This window comes from Azotobacter armeniacus (assembly GCF_054779355.1).
On the sequence record NZ_BAAGYK010000148.1, the window covers coordinates 49,254 to 67,882 of the forward strand.

Consider the following 18,629-nt stretch of genomic DNA (forward strand, 5'->3'; position numbering starts at 1 on the left):
AGGCGAACACTGGAGGCATTCGACAGGCGCGAGGCCGGCAGCGGCGAAGTCGAGGGCAATCGACAAAAGACGGTGTGCGCGGCCAGGCGGCCGCGCATGAGCGAAGGGGGGCGCCTCAGTTTCCCGTTACCACCCCGCTCAGGAAATAGCCGACCAAGGTTACGATCAGCAGGCCCGCCAGGTTGAGCGCCAGACCGGCTCTCATCATGGAGCCGATACGTACCTTGCCGGTGCCGAAGACAATGGCATTCGGCGGCGTGGCCACCGGCAGCATGAAGGCGTAGCTGGCGGCGACGGCCGCCGGAATGGCCAAGAGTTCGGGGGCGAATCCCAGGGAGGCGGCCAAGGCGCCGAGCAGCGGCAGGAAGGCGGCGGCGGTGGCGGTGTTGGAGGTGATCTCGGTGAGGAAGATGATCACCAGCACCACCAGTCCCAGCAGCAGCAACGGTGGCAGCGATGCAAAGATCTGCAGCCCCTGGGCGATCCATTCGGCCAGGCCGGTGCTGCGGATGGCCTGGGCCAGAGACAGGCCACCGCCGAAGAGCAGCAGCACGCCCCAGGGCAATTTGAGCGCCTGCTCCCAGCTCATCAGAAACAATCCGTCCTTCCTCTGTACGGGAATGAGAAAGAGCGCGAGCGCGGCCGCCATGGCGATGCCGGTGTCGTTGATTCCTGGCAGCCAGGTACCGATTGCGGGCTGGAATATCCAGCACAGCGCCGTGGTCAGCAGCACCGCTGCGACGAGCTTCTCTCCCCTGGACATCGCTCCAAGCCCGGCGAGCTCCTCGCGAAGCCTGGTCTGGCTGTCGTACCCGGAAAGCTTGAAGCCCTTGCGGGTCATCCACCAGCAGCTGAAGGCCAGCATCAGTACCGCTACCGGAAGACCGAACAGCATCCAGCTACCGAAGCCGACCTCTATGCCATGGTTGTCCCGGAGAAAGGCCGCCAACAGGGCGTTCGGTGGCGAACCGATCAGGGTGGCGACCCCTCCGATACTGGCGGCATAGGCAATCCCCAGCAGCAGGGCTACGGCAAAGCGTTCCTGCTCGCTCCGTTCACCCCGTTCTGCGACCAGGCCAATCACTGACAGGCCGATGGGCAGCATCATGATGGTGGTGGCGGTATTGCTTACCCACATGCTGAGAAAGGCGGTGGCCAGCATGAAGCCGGCGATCTGTCGGGTCGGCTGGCTGCCTGCCGCGACCAGGATTGACAGGGCGATGCGCCGGTGCAGATTCCAGCGCTCCATCGCCAGCCCGAGCATGAATCCGCCCATGAACAGGAAGATCACCGGATTGGAGTAGGGCGCAGTAGCCTTCTCCAGGCTGGCAATGCCCAGTGCGGGAATCAGCAGGATGGGTAACAGCGACGTGATGGGGATGGGTATGGCCTCGGTCGACCACCAAGTCGCCATCAGGCAGGCCAGGCCCACGGTGGCCCAGGCCTCGCCGGACATGCCTGCCGGCGGCTCGCTCAACAGGCAGGCGAGCAGCAGCAGCGGACCGAGGAGCAGGCCGACGGAAGCTGCGGTAGAACGGCCGGCAGGCTCCTGTGGCGCCGGGCTGCCAGGTTCTGATGCGGAAAGGTCGTCGAAGGGGGCGGGCATGGTTGCGGATTCGTTGTTGTCGGGGGGTATGGAGCACTTTTTCATTGTGGTTGCCGTTATTATCGTTGTCAGCCGTTGCTGCGCAGGCAGTGGAGCGCCCCCGGTATGATCTTTTGGTGCTGCAGGGGGCTGCAGAAAGGAAGCGGCTTCAGAGCAGGAAGGCGAGCACTTCTTCGAGCAGCAGTTCGGGAACTTCCTCGGCCAGGTAATGGCCGGCGGGCAGCGGCTTGCCGCGTACATCGCTGGCCACCTTGCGCCATTCGGCCAGCGGGTCGAAACATTTGCCCACCGTACCTTCGCCTCCCCACAATGCCAGTAGCGGCGTGTCCATCAAGCGTCCTGCCTCGACGTCGGCGCGGTCATGCTCAAGGTCGATGCCGGCACTGCGGCTGCCCATCACACTGCGTAGATAGAGTTCCGGGTCGGCTTCGATCAGGGTTTCCGGCAGTGGTGCCGGCCGGATCAGGAAGAATCAGTCCAGTAGGCGCGCGCAAAGGCTTCCATGGTTTGTGTGTACATCGCCAGAGTTGGCGCGATATCCAGCAGGATCAAGCGACGCACCGCGGCCGGACTGTCCAACTCCAGCCGGTGGGCAACCCGCGCACCGCGATCATGCGCCAGGAGATCGAACTGAGCGAAGCCCAGACTGGCCATCAGCTCGACCATGTCGCGGGCCATCTCGCGCTTGCTGTAAGCGGCATGCCCGACGCCGTCCTCGGGTTTGTCGCTGTCGCCGTAGCCGCGCAGGTCAGCGGCGACAACCGTAAAGTATCGCGCCAGCTCCGGCGCGACCTTGTGCCTGATGACATGGGTCTGCGGGTGGCCGTGGAGCAGCAGCAGGCCCGGTCCGCTGCTCCCTATGCGGTAGGCGATCTGCATGCCACTGACATGATCAACGACGACGAGAGCAGTTTCCGGACGCCAGACCTTGCGCCCGGTCTGACCCAGGCCGCCAGGCAGTCAGGTCGACCGGGCATGAGGAGCGCAAGCCATGACCTTGCAGGTGACGATTCTTGCCGGCAGAGTCCTTTGCCGCTACGGGAGTTGTCCCGATGCCACCTCTTGTTGCGTTTCCTTGGCCGTCTGGTCATCGAAGCGGCCGACATGACCGGTCCACGCGAGCGGCTTCCCGTCGACCACGGCCTGATGCGCCTTCGCCGCGTCTGCATCGTCCGCTATGGCCAGCGTCACAGTCCTGCCGTCGATCAGGTCGAGAGCGACGATGTCGACATCCGTCGCGCGGAAATGGCGAAGCGCCGTGATCCGGCTCTTGCTGTCGGTGACCGTCTCCCCGGCAGGATCATAGAGGCCGTGCGGCTCGAGCACGGAGACGAAGGTGGCGTCGGTGGCACCGCTCAGGCGCTCGATCAGCACGGGCTCCCGGCGCAGATTGAAGCTCGGATCGTTGGCGCCGCTCTCGGCCAGGATGATCTTCGTACCTTCGGGTGGCAGCATGCGGTAGGTATAGAAACGATGGTTGTTGAGCCACGTCAGTGTCGCATTGCCGGCATTCGGCGCGCCTGTCGCATCCACCCACAGATGCTGATAGCCATTGGCCTTTCCAAGCACAGGCCTGTCCGTCGGGTTCGACTGGAGTGGGAAACCCACCTCGGTGATATGTCCCGAATAGTGCAGGGGCAGGTCATACTGCGCCGGCTGGCTGCCCCGGACGCGCATCAGGTCGACGACAACGGGGCTGGCAAGGCCGTCTATCGACAACTGCGCCAGGGTGCGGCGCAAGCGCACGTCGGGGTAGGCGCCCTCGATTTCGGCGGTGCTCACCCGCGTCGGCCCGTCTGCCGAGAAGAAAATCTGTCGGGGTGAAATAGTTTCTCCCACCTTCCACTGGCCGTCGAAGTGGCTGGTCTCGTTCACCACCAGGGTGTTGTGCGCGATGGTCTGCCTGGCCCAGCTCTGGTTTTCCTTCAGATAACGACCGCCGTCCTTGGACTCGATGTTGAGAAAGCGCGCCGACCCGTAGTCGGTAACGATCGGGGCGCCATCGTCGTAGAGCATCCAGCCCAACTTGTCGAAATGCCCATGCCCCATGCCCTGTGCGCTGTTCTTGGCGATCAGAACCTGGTCCTTGTTGCCCGGCCCGGAACGCATCACCGCGAGGCCCCCTTGTTCGCCCTGCGGGCCATCCCGGAACAGCAGGGAGGCGAAGGGGAACGGCTTTTCCCCGTCCGCCGCCAGATCGCGTGCGACCAGCAGCCCTTCGGGGGTGAGTGAGGTGCGCCCCTGCCAGTTGGCGATGGCAAGAAAGCCCGGGTCGCGCGTCGCGGCATAGCCGATGGCGATTGCCTGATAGAGCTCATCCGTCTTCAAGCTCTTGTCTGGCAGTGCATCGTTGAGCGGAAAAAAATAACCGTCATAGGTGAGCTGGACGGTGGTACGGATCGCCTTGAGCAATACGCCGTCCCGATAATCGAAGATTTTGCGCTGCGGCTCACTCGCCTCGATCGCATGGGCGAAGAGCACGAAGGGCAACAAGGCATAACGCTGGTAATAGGGGCCTTCCGTGTAATAACCATCGGGTGAGAAGAGTTGGTCCACCTGGCGCAGGAAGCCCGTCCTGCCGCTCTTGTCCAGGCCCTCGAGGGACTTCGCCACCAGTTCCCCGTCGCGCAGCACGTAGCCGGTCATGCCGACGGCAGCGCAGGCCCAGGTCGCATGGTTGTGAATCAGGTTGAAAACCTGCGGCTGGCCTTCGGAAAGAAACGCTGCCATCGGGCGAAAGACGTTGTCGTCTATGGTCTGCCGGTCCTGGGCCGAAAGCGTATAGCGGATCGCGTCGTAGCCCTGCACCGCATAGACCAGCCAGACACTGTCGTTGAGGCTCTGCCAGAACAGCCGCCCCGGCGAGTCGCCGGTCGCGGCGGGATGCGGCCCCAGCGTCGGATACAGCTTGGCGTATTCCAGCAGCATGCGCCGCGCGTAGTCGGCATAGGCCGTATCCCCCGTGATCCGGTACAGGAGTCCGGCGCCATAGAGCGCCATATAGTTGCGCTTGTGTTGTTCGTGGGTGAAGCCGCCACCGGGGTCCTTGGGCACAGGTACATTTATTCCGGCGCGCCTTGCCGCGTCGACCAGCGCCTCCATGCGCTTCTGCTCGCTGGCGAAGAGCGGATAATCGCCTTGAGTCGAACTCGGTTCGGCATGCTTGAACAGCACGGGCCCGGCGGTTTCGGGCTCTGGAGCCACTGCGTCGGCCTGTCCCGAAAGCATCATGGCGGCGATCAGGCCCAACGTAGTTTGCAGTCTTTGCATCGGCTATCTTCCCTCACTTTTCTAATTATCCAGCTGGCAATGGCCAACCTGTTGGTTTCGGCCTGACTGGCTTTCCTTGCAGCAGTCGAGACGACCATTGCCGCCTGGATGACCGGGCGGATGGCATCGATGGGCTGAATTCCATAGCGTTCAGGCGCAAATCGCGCCCACGGTAGCATGGATGCCGCCCTGGCTCAGGCCGAGCATGACCAAGCATGAAGCTGCCACCCAACTGCCATTGCCCATGCCCAAGGTGAGCAGACCCGCCAGGATCGGCAGCAGCAAGCGGCAGAGAGCGCTGCGTGCCTTTCCGGCCGATGATGAATACCGCCGGTGCGTGCAATGCGCCGGGCCGATCTCCGAAGGACGGCTCGACTTCGATCCCTCCACCCCCGGTGGTCCGTCCGTGCGGGCAAGGCTTAGAAATATTTGGTCCGTTTTCTCGCCTGGCGCGCTCTCGTCCAGCACTGTGGTTTGATAAAGTGCCCACCCCGCTCGACCGGGGCTCGCCTCCACGCCTTCCTCGGCGGCCGCTGATCGGATGCAATCGAAGGCCCCGATAGCCGTGACCCCCGACTGCTCCGCGTGCCAGCATCCTGACTCCGCCGTCGATGACGAGGGTGGCAAGCATGGAGATCGATCTGATGACTCCGTTGGCATGCCGGCCATCGCCAGGGCAGCTCGGTATGAGATTCCGCGCAGTGTTCGGGGTATGTTCGGTTCCATAGCTTTAGGAGTCTCCAGCAGCATGACCAATCCTCTCCATTTCGATCTGCAGTCCCTGCGGGTGTTTCTGCTGGCCGCCGAGCTGGGCAGTCTGACCCGGGCGGCGGAGCGCGCCCATCTCACCCTGTCGGCGGTGAGCAAGCGCATCTGCGATCTGGAAAGGACCATCGACTGCCCACTGTTCGTCCGCCAGCCGCGCGGGCTCGAGCTGACCCCGGCCGGCCGGGAGCTCCTGGAGCACGCCCGCGTCATTCTCGACAACGTCAATCGCATGGCCGCCGACATCGGCGAGTTCGCCATGGGCGTGCGCGGCCATCTGCGGCTGTGGGCCAATACTTCCGCGGTGTTGCAGTTCCTGCCGCACGATCTGGCCAGCTTTCTCGCCGACCGGCCCCAGGTGCGCATCAACCTGGAGGAGCGGCTGAGTGAGGAGATCGTCGCGGCGCTGGACAGCGGCCGGATCGATGTCGGGGTGTTCGCCGACAACGTGCCGGCGCCGACCCTGGAGCTGCGGCCCTACCGGCAGAGCCGGTTGGTCCTCTTGGTGCCGGTCGGGCATCCGCTGGCCAAGTTCGGCAGGATCGCCTTCGTCGACACCCTGGCCTTCGATTACATCAGCCTCGCCCACGGCACCTCCTTGCTGCGGCTGCTGATCGATTCCGCGGTGACCGCGCAGCGCATCCTCCGCTTGCGCATGCAGGTGGGCAGCTTCGACGCCATCAGCCGGATGATCGAGGCCGGGCTGGGGATCGGCGTGGTGCCCGAGGCGGCGGTGCGCGGCGAACCCCTGGCGGCCGGCCTGCGCGCCATTCCGCTGACCGACGACTGGGCCAGCCGCTTGCTGTGGATTGGCGTGAAGTCGGAGCAGGACCTGCAGCCCGAGGCGCGTGAGCTGTGGCAGTTCCTCCTGCGCGAGGGGGCCTGAGGTTTTCGCCTTCCGCCGCCCAGCGTCTTGTAGAAACTCACCAGACTGATGGAAACCGCCTCGTCGCTGCGAATCCGCTGCTCCTCGGTGGCCAGCAGATTCCTCTGCACATTGAGCACGTTGAGAAAGTCCACGGCGTCGGCCAAATACTGCTGGCGGGCGTTGCCCAGCGCCGTTTCGTTCTGCTCGACTGCCTCGATCAGCTTGAGCTGGCGCTGCTGGTTGGTGCTGTAGGCGGTCAGGGCGTCGTCGACCTCGTGCCAGGCCTTGAGTACCGTGCGCCGGCAAATGATGGCGGGCTTCCTGCTGCTGGGCCTCGCGCAGCGCCAGCCGGCCCTTCAGGCGCCCACCCTCGAAGATTGGTATATACATAAAGGCCGGGGGCCGATGGCGAACAGGCGGTTGTCCCACTCGAAGGGGAGGAGTTGCGAAGACTCGAAGCCAAAGCGGCCTATCGAGGGTGATCCGCGGATAGAAGTCGGCCTGCGCCGCGCCGCCACCACTACGCTTCCCTCTTCCAGCAGGACGTTCAGGGCAACCAGCAGGTTCAGATCGGGCAGGGACATGGCAGGCTCCAGACGGGACGGTGCCTATGCTTTCCAACTCCGTCGCACCCGGCAAGGATTATGGCCGGGCGATACCCGCCACGGCTCATTCCCCGGCCCTGCGCCACTCCCCAGGAGACCTCCGATGATCGATCACCTCGACCATCTGGTACTGACCGCCAGCGACCCGGACGCCACCACGCACTTCTATACCCAGGTGCTCGGCATGCGCCTGGAAACCTTCGGCAACGGCCGCCTGGCCTTTTGCTTCGGCAACCAGAAGATCAATCTGCACGTGCGCGGCCGCGAGTTCGAGCCCAAGGCGCACCTGCCGGTGCCCGGTGCGCTGGACCTGTGCTTCATCGCCAGCCAGCCGCTGGAGGCGGTGATCGCCCACCTGCAGCGGATGAACTGGCCGGTCGTCGAGGGGCCGGTCATGCGCACCGGCGCGACCGGGCCGATCCGCTCGATCTATCTGCGCGATCCAGACCTCAACCTGATCGAGATTTCCGAACCGGCCGCCTGAGCCGCGTGCGGCGGGGAGGGCAGGCGGAGGTACCCCTCCGCGAAGGTGTGGGGATGAACCCGGGCGGCAGGCGCTAGACTGCGGAAACACCTCGGACTCCACACGGAGACGGCCATGACCGCCCGCACCCTGCTGCTCACCGCCCTCGCCATGCTGGCCTTCGCCGGCAACTCCCTGCTCTGCCGCCTGGCCCTCAGGGACACGGACATCGACGCTGCCAGCTTCACCGGCGTGCGCATCCTGGCCGGCGCGCTGACCCTCTGGCTGCTGCTGCGCCTGAGTGCGGGGCAGGGCAGGGTGGGCGGCAGCTGGTCCGGCGCCGCCGCACTGTTCGTCTACGCCGCCGGCTTCTCCTTCGCCTACCTGAACCTGGACACCGGCGTCGGTGCCCTGCTGCTGTTCGGTGCAGTGCAGCTCGGCATGCTCCTGTACGGCCTGCAGCAGGGCGAGCGCTTTGGCGGCTGGGCGAGCTTCGGTCTGCTGCTCGCCCTCTCCGGGCTGGTGGCGCTGCTGCTGCCGGGGGCCAGCGCGCCGGCGCCGGGCAGCGCCGCGCTGATGCTGCTCGCCGGCCTGGCCTGGGCAGTCTACTCTCTGCTCGGCCGCGGCGCCGCCGATCCCCTGGCCACCACCGCTGGCAACTTTATACGCGCCATTCCCTTGGCCCTGCTGCTCAGTCTGCTCCTCTTGGCACAAAGCGAGCCGGACCCGCTGGGGCTGCTTTATGCGCTGCTCTCCGGCGCACTGACCTCGGGCATCGGCTATGCCATCTGGTACAGCGCCCTGCGCGGCCTTGGCACCCTGCAAGCGGCGACCGTCCAGCTCAGCGTGCCGATCCTCGCCGCCCTGGCCGGCGCCCTGCTGCTCGGCGAAGCTCTGACCCTGCGCCTGACCCTCGCTGCCCTGGCCGTGCTCGGCGGCATCGCCCTGGTGTTGACCGCGGAGCGCCTCGCCCCGGCGGTGCGGCGGGAGGCGTGAGGGGAGGGGCAACCTGTAGGGTGGCAAAACCCGCGAAGGGTTTTCCACCGGCGGCGCCCGCGCAGCAGTACATGCTCGATATCACCACCTGCGCTCACCCTCAAGAGCAAGCCCCAGGCCGTGCGGGAAGCATTCAACCGCCAGCATGGGCAGCGGTGTATCAGTACCGTCGCGCTGATGAAGGTGATCTACGGGGCCGAGGACTGAAGTAACAGAGGAAAGGCGCCGGGAAATAAAATCCGTCCATTTTCTGCAATCAAGGATTCTTTCATGCGCGACCGTTTCCTCGTCCGTTTGCTCGGCCTCACGCTGGCCGCCAGCGTGTTGACCGTGCTTTGGCGTAGTCTGCCTGACCACCGGGATTGTTTCTGCCCTGGACCGCACCCTGTCGGGTGAAGGCGGTCCCTCGATCGACCATCTGATCCAAACCGATGCCGCGATCAATCCAGGCAGGCGGTCATGCTGGAAAGCGATCGCCCGCACGTGCTGCGCGAGATGATCTACGTCTGCTGCCCGGCCGGGGTGCTGTCGATCCCGGGGGTCTATGGCGGACTGGTGGACAAGCTGCCGTTCGGCGCGCTGATGAACAAGGGCCTCACGGTCCGCACTGGGCAGACCCACGTCAGGCGCTGGACCGACGGCCTGCTGCGGCACATCGAGGAGGGACAGATCGATCCGTCCTTCGTCATCACCCATACCGTGGGCCTGGAGCAGGGGCCGGACATGTACCGGGTCTTCCGCGACAAGCTCGACAACTGCATCAAGGTCGTGCTGAAGCCTTGAGGGGAACGTCATGAACCATTCGAATATGTCTGCAGCGTCCGGAACTTCGTCGATGGCTACCTCCGACCGGGTCACCCGCGGCCTGGGCTACTTCTGGGGCTGCTGGAGCAGGCCTCGCGTTCCCTGGGCATGGAGGGCTCCGAGGCGCTGGTGCACGCGAGATCCTCACCGGCCTCGGCGCGCTGGGAGTGAATCCCACTCCGGCGCTCTGGGGCCGTGTGGCCGGGGATACGCTGGACCTGGCGACGCTGGTCTCGGGCCTGTCGCCGGACAATCCCAAGCGGGGCAACGTCAAGGCGGCGATGGCCGTGGTGCTGGGGACGGCCCTGGTCGATGCCCTGGCGGCCCGCTCGATGATCGAGCGACATGTCCGGCCCCGGCATGCGCGCATCGCCGATTACAGCCACTGCAGCGGCTTTTCCCGTCCGGTGGCGGAGACGCGTGGCGTAGCCAGCGACTTCGAGACGCCGGCCGACATGCGCGCCGATATCGGCACCGGGCCGCGCCCTGCGCCTGTGCCGATCAAGCTGAGCGATGTCGATTCGTGACGCTGCCGGCTTTGCCCAAGGCCTGCTCGGGGGCTTCATGAGCAGGCCTTGGCGGGCTGCCTTGCGTCAGTCAGCCGGTTTCGCTGTGCGCGTGCAGCCATTGGAGGACTTGCGGCCATAACGCCTGGTGCGCCCGCTTCCCGACCAGGACCCCGACATGTTGCAGGGCAACCCCGACGTCGCCCGCATACCACAGCACCTGCGCATCGCTATTCCCGGCGGCAGCATGAAACGGCAGGACCGATTGGGGCGGCACTACGTGCGATCGTGGATCAACCACGCTGAGAATGGGCGTTTTCACGCGTGAGGGTGTGGCCAACTGCCCCAGGATACTCAGTGTTCCGCCCATGAAGCGATTTTCCCGATACAAGAGTTCCACGACCTCTTCGAAAAGCCGCCGGGGAAACGGCATCTCATCCAGCGTCCAGCGTATGACCAGCAGATGAGTCTGCAGGGCCTCGCTATCGGCGAGGCTCTTCAGCCAGTCCGCCCAGCGTGCCCAGACGAAGCTGTCCGGGGAGGCCCGGGCGGCCGCCATACTCAGAAAGGAACCGGGTACCTCGTGCAGGAGGGTGGTGACCTGCTGGGCGCGAGGGGCACGGGCCACGAACGGGGTGAAGGCGTCTGCAGCCGTGCCGAACTCGATTGGCGCCTCGAGCAGGATGAGCCCGCGGATCCGTTCGGGATGGAGAGCCGCGAAGATGGCCGCCAGGGTTCCCCCCAGGGAATGTCCCGCCAGGAATACCTGGCGCTGCCCGCACTCTGCGGCAATGGCATCCAGGCACTCCAGGATGTAGCGATCGGCATATTCGGCCAGCCCGAGATCTTGCTCATTTATGCCCGGTTGCTTCCATTGGAGCAGATAGACGCAGGCCCCATGGCGCAGGAACTGCTGCACGACACTGACCCTGGGGATAAGGTCCCAGATATAGTCGCGCTTGATGGGAGCCGGCATCAGCAGCAGGGCCGGCCCTGTCTGGTCGGCCTTGCCATAGGCCTTGAGCGTGAACGATGGCGTCGAGAGTACGACCCGTGACGGCGTCTCCCGCGGGCCCAGGCCCATGGCATCCAACATCCGGCCTTGCAGCCGGCGAACACGATCGATCTGGCCATAAGCATTCATACGTGACCAGGCCTTGTTCTCATTGGACGGAGCCGCAACTGGCCACAGTGTCAATGACTGGTGCTTCATGCCTGTCATATCACCCAGTACCTCCTTGGAGGATCTTGACCAGCCATCGAGGACTCCGGCTCAAGATCAATGGATTAGGAAACCCTTCCTGCTCTTGGCAAGGGTAGTTTATGGGTCACTCTGCAAGGTTTGCCCTGTATGACCGCTCCTGGCCAGGGCAGCGAATTCGGCAGCAAGAGGCGGGGTGTCCTGCCTTCGCCGGGGGGCTAGAGTGCCGGCTCTGGAGATTGATTCGGCTTCGAGAGGTCGGGCCGGGTGAGAGGCGAGATGAACATCACGAGTGAATCGCGAGCGGCAGAAACCCTGGGCGATCCGCGCTGGGCCGCCCTGACGGCGCGCGATCCCGAGGCGGACGGGCGCTTCGTCTATTCGGTGAGGACGACAGGGGTGTACTGCCGGCCCAGTTGCCCTGCGCGCCGTGCCAAGCCGGAGAACGTCGCCTTCCATGCCTGCGCTGCCGATGCGGAGCGGGCCGGCTTTCGTCCGTGCAAGCGCTGTCGGCCCGAGCGCTGGAGTCCGGCGCAGGCGCAGGCGGCGAAGGTCGCCGGGCTCTGTCGCTTCATCGAGGCCGCCGAGCAGCCGCCGACCCTGGGGCAGCTGGCGGAACAGGTAGGCTGGAGCCTCTGGCACCTGCAGCGCACCTTCAAGGCGATCACCGGGTTGACACCCAGGGCCTATGCCGGGGCGCAGCGGGCCGGGCGGCTACGCCGCGAGCTGGCGCACGGCGAATCGGTGACGCAGGCGATCTATGCCGCGGGTTACAACTCCAGTGGGCGCTTCTATGCCCAGGCTGATGAACTGCTCGGTATGACCGCCGGCCGTTACCGGAGCGGCGGTGCCGGCAGCGCGATCCGCTTCGCGCTGGGCGAGTGCTCGCTGGGCGCGATTCTGGTGGCGCAGAGCGAGCGCGGGGTGTGCGCGATTCTGCTGGGCGACGATCCAGAGGCGCTGCTGCGCGAGCTGCAGGAGCGCTTCCGCTCGGCGGAGCTGATCGGCGGCGATGCCGATTTCGAACAGCTGGTCGCCGGGGTGGTGGGTTTCGTCGAGGCGCCCCGGCTGGGTCTCGACCTGCCGCTGGACATCCGCGGTACGGCCTTCCAGCAGCGGGTGTGGGAGGTTTTGCGGCAGATTCCGCCGGGGACCACCCTCAGCTACACCGAGGTGGCGCGGCTGGCCGGCGTGCCGAAGGCGGTGCGCGCGGTGGCCCAGGCCTGCGCCGCCAACGCCCTGGCGGTAGCGATTCCCTGCCACCGGGTGGTGCGCCGCGACGGCGGGCTGTCCGGCTATCGCTGGGGTGTGGAGCGCAAGCGCGCGCTGCTCGAGCGGGAACGGGAATGAGGGGGGCGGAGGAGCTACGCTGTCCACATCAGCCCATCAGGCCCACTCCATGCGCTGGCAGACCTTTTCCCACGAAGCCGACATCGGCGTGCGCGGCACCGGCGCGACCCTGGCCGAGGCCTTCGCCGGAGCGGCGACGGCCCTGACTGCAGCGATCTGCGATCCGGCCGCGGTAGCGCCTCGCCAGGCGGTGGCCATCGAGTGCGCGGCGCCGGATCTCGAGCTGCTGCTGGTGGACTGGCTGAATGCCCTAGTGTTCGAGATGGCCACCCGGCACCTGCTGTTTTCGCGCTTCGAGCTGGCCATCGAGGGCACCCGGCTGCACGCCTCGGCCTGGGGCGAGCCGCTGGAGGTGGCCCGCCACCAGCCGGCGGCGGAGGCCAAGGGGGTGTCGTTCTGCGAGCTGAAGGTGGCGCAGCAGGCTGACGGTCAGTGGCTGGCGCAGGCGGTGGTGGACGTCTGAGCGGGCGTGGTCGGGTGTCGCGGCCGAGGCCATTGGTTCCCGTGGCGTAGGAGAGCCATCAAGACAGCCTTGATGGCCGCCTGATGGCTGAGGAAGTCAACAGAGTGCCGAGCTGAAGATCGGATCGTCGCTTCTCTCGAAACGAACCAGCTTGCCGAGCGCATCGTCTGCAGCTTCGGTGGCTTCCGACAGTCGGGAGAAGTGCGAACCGTCATAGACGAGGTGGAAATGGATTCCTGCCTCAGGGATACGGGACTGGGTGGCAACGAATGCCAAGGCATGGTCCCCGTTCATGCGGGCCTCACTCCAAGCGATATGGTCTGGAAAATCGCGTCGTTTCATATCGATTCCTCCCGAGTTAGGCACATCTCAACGTGAGATTGCCAATTCACTATCCTCCCTTTGCGAAGCTGTGCTGGTGTTTCTGGCTTGAAACCGACGAGGGGACGTGAAGTCAAGCCCGCAGGGTTTCAGCTCCGGCGATGAACGGGCCGCTCAGTCCCTGGCGCTTTGGGCGACCCAAGCTCGCTGCTCCGCTGATGGCGCCAGCCGACCGGACTGGCGAACCATCGGGCGGCGGTCCTAGCGTTCGGCCGCGCCGAACACCTCAGTCAGGTGCGCCTGGTAGGCGCGGATGTCGCGTTCGATATCGGGGGCCTTGATCACGTCGGTGGCGAGGAAGGTGGGCAGGCCCTGCATGCCGAGGAATTCCTGCGACTTGTGGAAGGGGAAGTAGACGCCGTCCACGCCGCGGCCGTCGAAGAAGTTGTCCGGCTCGTCGAAGGCCGCCTGCGGGGCGTTCCAGGTCAGTGAGAGCATGTAGCGGCGGCCCTGCAGCAGGCCGCCGCTGCCGTAGTGGCGGCTGGGGTCCTGGCGGCTGCGCCCGTCGTTGGCGTAGAGGGTGCCGTGGCCGGCGGTGAACACCTCGTCGAGGTATTTCTTCACCGTCCAGGGCGCGCCCATCCACCAGCCGGGCATCTGGTAGACCAGGGCGTCGGCCCAGAGGATCTTGCGCACTTCCGACTCGGCTTCATAGCCAGAGGCGATGCACGTCTCCTCCAGCGCATGGCCCAGCTCGGCGAGCTGGGCGCGTGCCGCTTCGTGCAGGGTGTCGTTGAGGCGCCCGCCCGAGTGGGCGAAGCGTTGGCCGCCGTTGATCAGCAGGATCTTCATGGAGCTCTCCGAACAGAGGGTCAGGGTCGCCGCAAAGGGGGGCGGCCGGGATGGTGGCCAGTATCGGAGAAACGGCCGGCGGCATTAAGCCGGGGAAGGGGAACAGAACCTGTGATTTGAAATCATGGATTGGGGGCTCGGACCCCCGAGGGAACGGCCTTGGCCGCGATGGTGCCGTTGGTGGGTAACGCTGCGCGGCTACCCACCCTACGGAGCTCGATACCATGCGTAGGGCGATTTTCCACCAACATCGCGGCCAAAGGCCGCTCCACAGGAGGCTCAGGCTGCGGCAGGCCATCCGAGGCGGAAGGTGCGCCGGTCGCCGTCGCCGTCGCCGTCGCACAGGCGGCAGCCGAAGCGTGCGCATTCGCGGTTCAGGGTGTCCCGCAACCACTGGCGGTCCTTGCCTTCGGCGTAGCGCAGGCTGAAGCGCCACTGGCGGGTGGGCACCAGTTCCAGGGCCTGCAGACGGCCGTCGGCGCCCAGGTCGGCGAAGTACAGCAGACCCAGGTCGCCGCGCCAGGCATCGTGATCGTCGATGCCTTCGTAGTCGTCGAGCAGGTCGCCGCAGCCGTAGAGGATCAGCCGCTGGCGGTACACCTCGATGCCCTTGACATGGTGCGAGGAGTGGCCGTGGACCAGGTCGACGCCGGCCTCGTCGATCAGGGCGTGGGCGAAGTGCCGCTGCTCGATGGGGACGCTGAAGCCCCAGTTGCCGCCCCAGTGCAGGGCAACGACGACCCGGTCGCCGGGCCTTCTGGTCGCCTGGATGCGCCGCGCCACCCGCTGCAGGCTGTCAGGCGAGAAATCCTCGAGCAAGGCGACGCCCGGCTGTCCTTCGCCGGCCGCCCAGTGGAGCGGCACGCCGCAGCCCGGGCCGGCGAAGGCGAACACCAAGAGGCGCTCACCGTCAGCCAGCGGCAGGATTGCCGGCGCTTCGGCGCGCTTGCGGTCCGCCCCGGCGCCGGTGTGGCGCAGGCCGCAGGTGTCGAGGCTGTGCAGGGTGTCGAGCAGGCCCTGCTCACCCCAGTCCAGCACATGGTTGTTGGCCAGCACGCAGCAGTCGATGCCGGCCGCCGCGAGCACCGGCAGGTTGGCCGGGTTCATCCGGTAGTTGATGCCCTTGGGCTGCGGCCAGCCGCGCGCCGTCACCGCGGTTTCCAGGTTGACCAGGCGCACATCCGGGTGGCGCCGCTCGAGCTCGGCCAGGGCCACGCCCCAGACGTAGGCGAAGTCCACCGGGCGGGGAATGGGGCCATTTCGCTGTTCGGCCAGTTCCACATAGTCGTCGGCGTACCTGGCATAAGCTTCATGGAGGAGGGGATCGCCGGGATAGGGCAGGATGCGGTCGATGCCGCGGGCGGTCATCAGGTCACCGGAGAGAAAGAGCCTGGTGCTGGACATGCGCGCCTCCCGGATGTGCCAAGTTCCCTTCCAGTCTGGCCTGCACGGACCCGCCCGTGCCGAGCCGCGGCGACCGGCCGTCGGGCCGCCATCATTTGCGAAGGAGAATGCTCCATGCCGCTCGATCCGCCACGCCTCGCCGATCCCGGCGCGCTGCTCACCGACCTCTACCAACTGACCATGCTGCAGGGCTATGTCGAGCGCGACATGCTCGACACCGCGGTGTTCGAGTTCTTCGCCCGCCAGCTGCCGGCCTGCCGCAACTTCTACCTGGCCGCCGGGCTGGAACAGGCGCTCGACTACCTGGAGGGGCTGCACTTTGCCCCGGCCGAGCTGGACTGGTTGAGCGGCCTGGGCCTGTTCCGCACGGCCTTCCTCGACTACCTGGCCGGGCTGCGTTTCACCGGCGAGGTGCAGGCCATGGCCGAGGGCACGCCGTTCTTCGCCGACGAGCCGATCCTGCGCGTCACCGCGCCCTTGCCCGAGGCGCAGTTGGTGGAGTCGCGGCTGATCAACCTGCTGCACTTCCAGACGCTGATCGCCAGCAAAGCGGCGCGGGTGGTGCTGGCGGCGCCGGGCAAGCGACTGGTGGACTTCGGCCTGCGCCGCGCCCACGGCGCCGAGGCCGGGCTGCTGGCCGCCCGTGCCGGTTATCTGGCCGGCTTCCACGCCAGCGCCACGGTGCTGGCCGGCGCGCAGTTCGGCATCCCGCTGGCCGGCACCATGGCGCATTCCTTTGTCCAGGCCCACGCCGACGAGACAGAGGCCTTCGAGCACTTCGCCCGCAGTCTGCCGCAGTCGGTGGTGCTGCTGATCGACACCTACGACACCGAGGTGGCGGCGCAGAAGGTGGTCGAGCTGGCCCCGCGCCTGGCCGCGGCCGGCATCCGCATCCATGGGGTACGCCTGGACAGCGGCGACCTCGGCGAGCATGCGCGCAAGGTACGTACCATCCTCGATCGGGGCGGACTGAACGGCGTGACCGTTTTCGCCAGCGGCAACCTGGACGAGTACCTGATTCAACGGCTGGTGGCGGAGGGCACGCCGATCGACGGCTTCGGCGTCGGCACCCGGCTGGACACCTCCAGCGACGCGCCGGCCCTGGACTGTGCCTACAAGCTGCAGGAATACGCCGGCCAGCCGCGGCGCAAGCGCTCGGAGGGCAAGGCTACCTGGCCGGGGCGCAAGCAGGTCTGGCGGCGCTATGACGAGGCCGGGCACTGCTGCGGCGACAGCCTGATGCTGGACGGCGAGGTGGGCGAGGGGCAGGCGCTGATCCAGCCAGTGATGCGCGACGGCCGGCGCCTTGCGCCCTCGCCGCCCTTGGCGGACGTGCGCGCCCATGCCTTGCGCCAGCTCGACAGCCTGCCGCCGGTGCTGCAAGGCCTGGAGCCGGCGCCGGGCTACTCGGTGACGGTGAGCGATGCGGTGCGCGACCTGGCCGAGACGGCCGACCGGCTGGTCGGGTGGGGTTGAGGGCGACGCCGGCGCCGGCGCGTAATCGTAGGGTGCCCTACGACAGCTCCTCCTGCCCGACGATTTCCACCCCCGCCGCGCGCATCGCACTCAGCGCCGCGGCGAGGGAGCCTTCGCGGTCGATGGCGCGGCAGGCGCCGAGCAGCAGCAGCGTCTCGAAACCCGCCAGGCGCGCATCCAGCGCCGTGTAGTGCACGCAGAAGTCGGTGGCCAGGCCGGCGAGGAACAGCCGGCGCATGCCCCGTTCGCGCAGGTAGCCGGCCAGGCCGGTGGGCGTGCAGCGGTCGTTCTCGTGGAACGCCGAGTAGGAGTCGACTTCGGCGCGGTAGCCCTTGCGCAGGATCAGCTCGGCATGGGGGATGGCCAGCTCGGGGTGGAACTCGGCACCAGGGGTGTTCTGCACGCAGTGGTCGGGCCACAGGGTCTGCTCGCCGTAGGCCAGCTGGACGGCTTCGAACGGACTGCGGCCGGGATGGCTGCTGGCGAAGCTCCGGTGGCCTGGCGGGTGCCAGTCCTGGGTCAGCACCACATGAGCGAAGTCCGCCGCGAGGCGGTTGATCGCCGGCACCACTTCGTCGGCGTCCGGCACGGCCAGTGCGCCGCCGGCGCAGAAGTCGTTCTGCAGGTCGATCACCAGCAGCAGGTCGCCCTCGCCGGGCGGCGGCAGCCGCTTCATGCCGGCATCTCCGCCATGGGGGACAGGCGGTATTCCTCGGTCAACCGCGCGGCTACCGCCGTGGTGGAGTCGAGGATTTCCAGCCGCCGTGCGGCCAGGTCCGCCGCCAGGCGGAACGGCGGCACGCTGTCGCAGATCACGATGCGCTCGAACACCGGGCTGTCGAGCAGCTCGCTGCCGCCGGTGAACAGGCCGTGGGCGGCGGCGGCGAACAGCCGCGTGGCGCCAGCGGCCTGGCAGGCCTGGCCGGCGCGCAGCAGGGTGCCGCCGGTACTGATCAAGTCATCGACGATGATCGCCACCTTGCCGCGCACCTCGCCGACCAGCAGCGAGCCGCTGACCTGGTCGTCGCTGCGGTATTTCTCCATGAAGGCGCTGCCCACCGGGCGGCCGATGCGCTGCTCCAGCTCCTGGCGGAACTGCTCGGCGCGCTTGGCGCCGCCGGCGTCGGGCGACACCGCGACCACCTCCGCCGCGCCCAACAGTGGGGCGAAGTGCTCGGCGAACAGCGCGGCGCCTTCCACATTGTGGGTGGGGACGCGGAAGGCGTTGTCGAAGGCGGCGATGTTGTGCACCTCCAGGGTGGTCAGCCGGTCCACCCCGCAGCTCTCGAACAGGCCGGCGACGTAGCGGGTGATGATCGGGTCCTGGAACTTGGTGCGGCGATCCTTGCGTGCGTAGCACAGGTAGGGGGTGACCACCTGCACGCGGCGGGCGCCGGCATCTTTCAGCGAGGCGCAGAGGAACAGCAGGCGGCACAGCTTGTCGTTGGTGCTGTGCCGGTCGTCGCCATACAGCGCGTGGAAGACCACCGCCTCGCGGCCCTCGACCGACTCCAGCGCCCGGCTCTTGTGCTCGCCGTCCTCGAACTCGCGCTCCTCGTGGGCGGCCAGCGACAGGCCGAGGCGTTGCGCGACGCGGCCGGCGTAGTCCTCGCTGCCGTGCAGGGCGAAGAGCAGGGGAAGTTCCGTGGACATGGGGGGCTCCTTGGCATCGGTAGAGT

The 18,629-nt window shown here is 66.8% G+C and carries 16 protein-coding genes and 3 pseudogenes; 8 read left to right on the plus strand and 11 right to left on the minus strand.

Translation table 11 applies throughout. The features are described 5' to 3' along the window. Nucleotides 1–115: 115 nt before the first annotated feature. From ACYVD0_RS19470 to ACYVD0_RS19480, 3 genes and pseudogenes are all read right to left on the minus strand, one after another. A complete protein-coding gene (locus tag ACYVD0_RS19470; RefSeq protein ID WP_460428335.1) occupies nucleotides 116–1,606 on the minus strand; it encodes an SLC13 family permease in 1,491 nt (496 codons plus the stop codon). Between the two features lie 148 nt (nucleotides 1,607–1,754). Continuing rightward, nucleotides 1,755–2,485 (minus strand): annotated as a pseudogene (locus ACYVD0_RS19475) (alpha/beta fold hydrolase). A 156-nt stretch (nucleotides 2,486–2,641) separates the two neighbouring features. Next, complete coding sequence (locus ACYVD0_RS19480; protein ID WP_460428336.1) at nucleotides 2,642–4,876, minus strand: alginate lyase family protein; 2,235 nt, start codon at nucleotides 4,874–4,876, stop codon at nucleotides 2,642–2,644. A 748-nt stretch (nucleotides 4,877–5,624) separates the two neighbouring features. Here ACYVD0_RS19480 and ACYVD0_RS19485 point away from each other — a divergent pair. Next, nucleotides 5,625–6,527 carry a LysR family transcriptional regulator gene (locus ACYVD0_RS19485; RefSeq protein ID WP_460428337.1) on the plus strand — a complete coding sequence of 301 codons (903 nt, stop codon included), beginning with the start codon at nucleotides 5,625–5,627 and terminating at the stop codon, nucleotides 6,525–6,527. 11 nt (nucleotides 6,528–6,538) lie between these two features. Here ACYVD0_RS19485 and ACYVD0_RS19490 read toward each other — a convergent pair. After that, nucleotides 6,539–7,022, minus strand: a pseudogene (locus ACYVD0_RS19490) (TolC family protein); the annotation flags it as partial. Next, nucleotides 7,013–7,093: pseudogene (locus ACYVD0_RS19495) on the minus strand (hypothetical protein); the annotation flags it as partial. The pseudogenes ACYVD0_RS19490 and ACYVD0_RS19495, both read right to left, overlap by 10 nt. Before the next feature lie 124 nt (nucleotides 7,094–7,217). Between ACYVD0_RS19495 and ACYVD0_RS19500 the strand changes: the two are divergent. The 4 genes from ACYVD0_RS19500 (at nucleotide 7,218) to ACYVD0_RS19515 (ending at nucleotide 9,904) form a co-directional block, all read left to right on the plus strand. Then, a complete protein-coding gene (locus ACYVD0_RS19500) occupies nucleotides 7,218–7,598 on the plus strand; it encodes a VOC family protein (protein WP_460428338.1) in 381 nt (126 codons plus the stop codon). 114 nt (nucleotides 7,599–7,712) lie between these two features. Continuing rightward, nucleotides 7,713–8,573 (plus strand): EamA family transporter, encoded by an 861-nt coding sequence (locus ACYVD0_RS19505; RefSeq protein ID WP_460428339.1) that lies wholly within the window; start codon nucleotides 7,713–7,715, stop codon nucleotides 8,571–8,573. A 459-nt stretch (nucleotides 8,574–9,032) separates the two neighbouring features. Next, entirely contained in the window at nucleotides 9,033–9,356 is a 324-nt protein-coding gene (locus ACYVD0_RS19510) for an MDR/zinc-dependent alcohol dehydrogenase-like family protein (protein WP_460428340.1), read from the plus strand. A gap of 188 nt (nucleotides 9,357–9,544) precedes the next feature. Next, nucleotides 9,545–9,904, plus strand: coding sequence for a hypothetical protein (locus ACYVD0_RS19515; protein WP_460428341.1), 360 nt, complete (start codon nucleotides 9,545–9,547; stop codon nucleotides 9,902–9,904). Between the two features lie 70 nt (nucleotides 9,905–9,974). Here the strand turns inward: ACYVD0_RS19515 and ACYVD0_RS19520 are convergent, their stop codons facing one another. Beyond that, nucleotides 9,975–11,105: an alpha/beta fold hydrolase gene (locus ACYVD0_RS19520; protein WP_460428342.1), complete on the minus strand. Its 1,131-nt coding sequence runs from the start codon at nucleotides 11,103–11,105 to the stop codon at nucleotides 9,975–9,977. Nucleotides 11,106–11,363: 258 nt separating this feature from the next. Between ACYVD0_RS19520 and ada the strand changes: the two genes are divergently transcribed. Beyond that, nucleotides 11,364–12,434: a bifunctional DNA-binding transcriptional regulator/O6-methylguanine-DNA methyltransferase Ada gene (gene ada, locus ACYVD0_RS19525; RefSeq protein ID WP_460428343.1), complete on the plus strand. Its 1,071-nt coding sequence runs from the start codon at nucleotides 11,364–11,366 to the stop codon at nucleotides 12,432–12,434. Between the two features lie 49 nt (nucleotides 12,435–12,483). Next, nucleotides 12,484–12,897 carry an archease gene (locus ACYVD0_RS19530; RefSeq protein ID WP_460428344.1) on the plus strand — a complete coding sequence of 138 codons (414 nt, stop codon included), beginning with the start codon at nucleotides 12,484–12,486 and terminating at the stop codon, nucleotides 12,895–12,897. Between the two features lie 96 nt (nucleotides 12,898–12,993). On the opposite strand, the gene ACYVD0_RS19535 is transcribed toward ACYVD0_RS19530, so the two are convergent. From ACYVD0_RS19535 to ACYVD0_RS19545, 3 genes are all read right to left on the minus strand, one after another. Beyond that, complete coding sequence (locus tag ACYVD0_RS19535; RefSeq protein WP_460428345.1) at nucleotides 12,994–13,239, minus strand: hypothetical protein; 246 nt, start codon at nucleotides 13,237–13,239, stop codon at nucleotides 12,994–12,996. A 240-nt stretch (nucleotides 13,240–13,479) separates the two neighbouring features. Then, on the minus strand, nucleotides 13,480–14,070 hold the full coding sequence (locus ACYVD0_RS19540; protein ID WP_460428346.1) for an NAD(P)H-dependent oxidoreductase: 591 nt from the start codon (nucleotides 14,068–14,070) through the stop codon (nucleotides 13,480–13,482). A 279-nt stretch (nucleotides 14,071–14,349) separates the two neighbouring features. Further along, a complete protein-coding gene (locus ACYVD0_RS19545; protein WP_460428347.1) occupies nucleotides 14,350–15,474 on the minus strand; it encodes a CapA family protein in 1,125 nt (374 codons plus the stop codon). A 114-nt stretch (nucleotides 15,475–15,588) separates the two neighbouring features. Here ACYVD0_RS19545 and ACYVD0_RS19550 point away from each other — a divergent pair, with 114 nt between their 5' ends. Beyond that, nucleotides 15,589–16,950, plus strand: coding sequence for a nicotinate phosphoribosyltransferase (locus ACYVD0_RS19550; RefSeq protein ID WP_460428348.1), 1,362 nt, complete (start codon nucleotides 15,589–15,591; stop codon nucleotides 16,948–16,950). Between the two features lie 37 nt (nucleotides 16,951–16,987). On the opposite strand, the gene pncA is transcribed toward ACYVD0_RS19550, so the two are convergent. Together pncA and ACYVD0_RS19560 are read right to left on the minus strand one after the other, a co-directional pair. Further along, nucleotides 16,988–17,626 carry a nicotinamidase gene (gene pncA, locus ACYVD0_RS19555; RefSeq protein WP_460428349.1) on the minus strand — a complete coding sequence of 213 codons (639 nt, stop codon included), beginning with the start codon at nucleotides 17,624–17,626 and terminating at the stop codon, nucleotides 16,988–16,990. Beyond that, nucleotides 17,623–18,603, minus strand: a complete 981-nt coding sequence (locus tag ACYVD0_RS19560) for a ribose-phosphate diphosphokinase (RefSeq protein ID WP_460428350.1) — start codon at nucleotides 18,601–18,603, stop codon at nucleotides 17,623–17,625. The genes pncA and ACYVD0_RS19560 overlap by 4 nt, the downstream gene beginning before the upstream one ends. Between the last annotated feature and the right edge of the window lie 26 nt (nucleotides 18,604–18,629).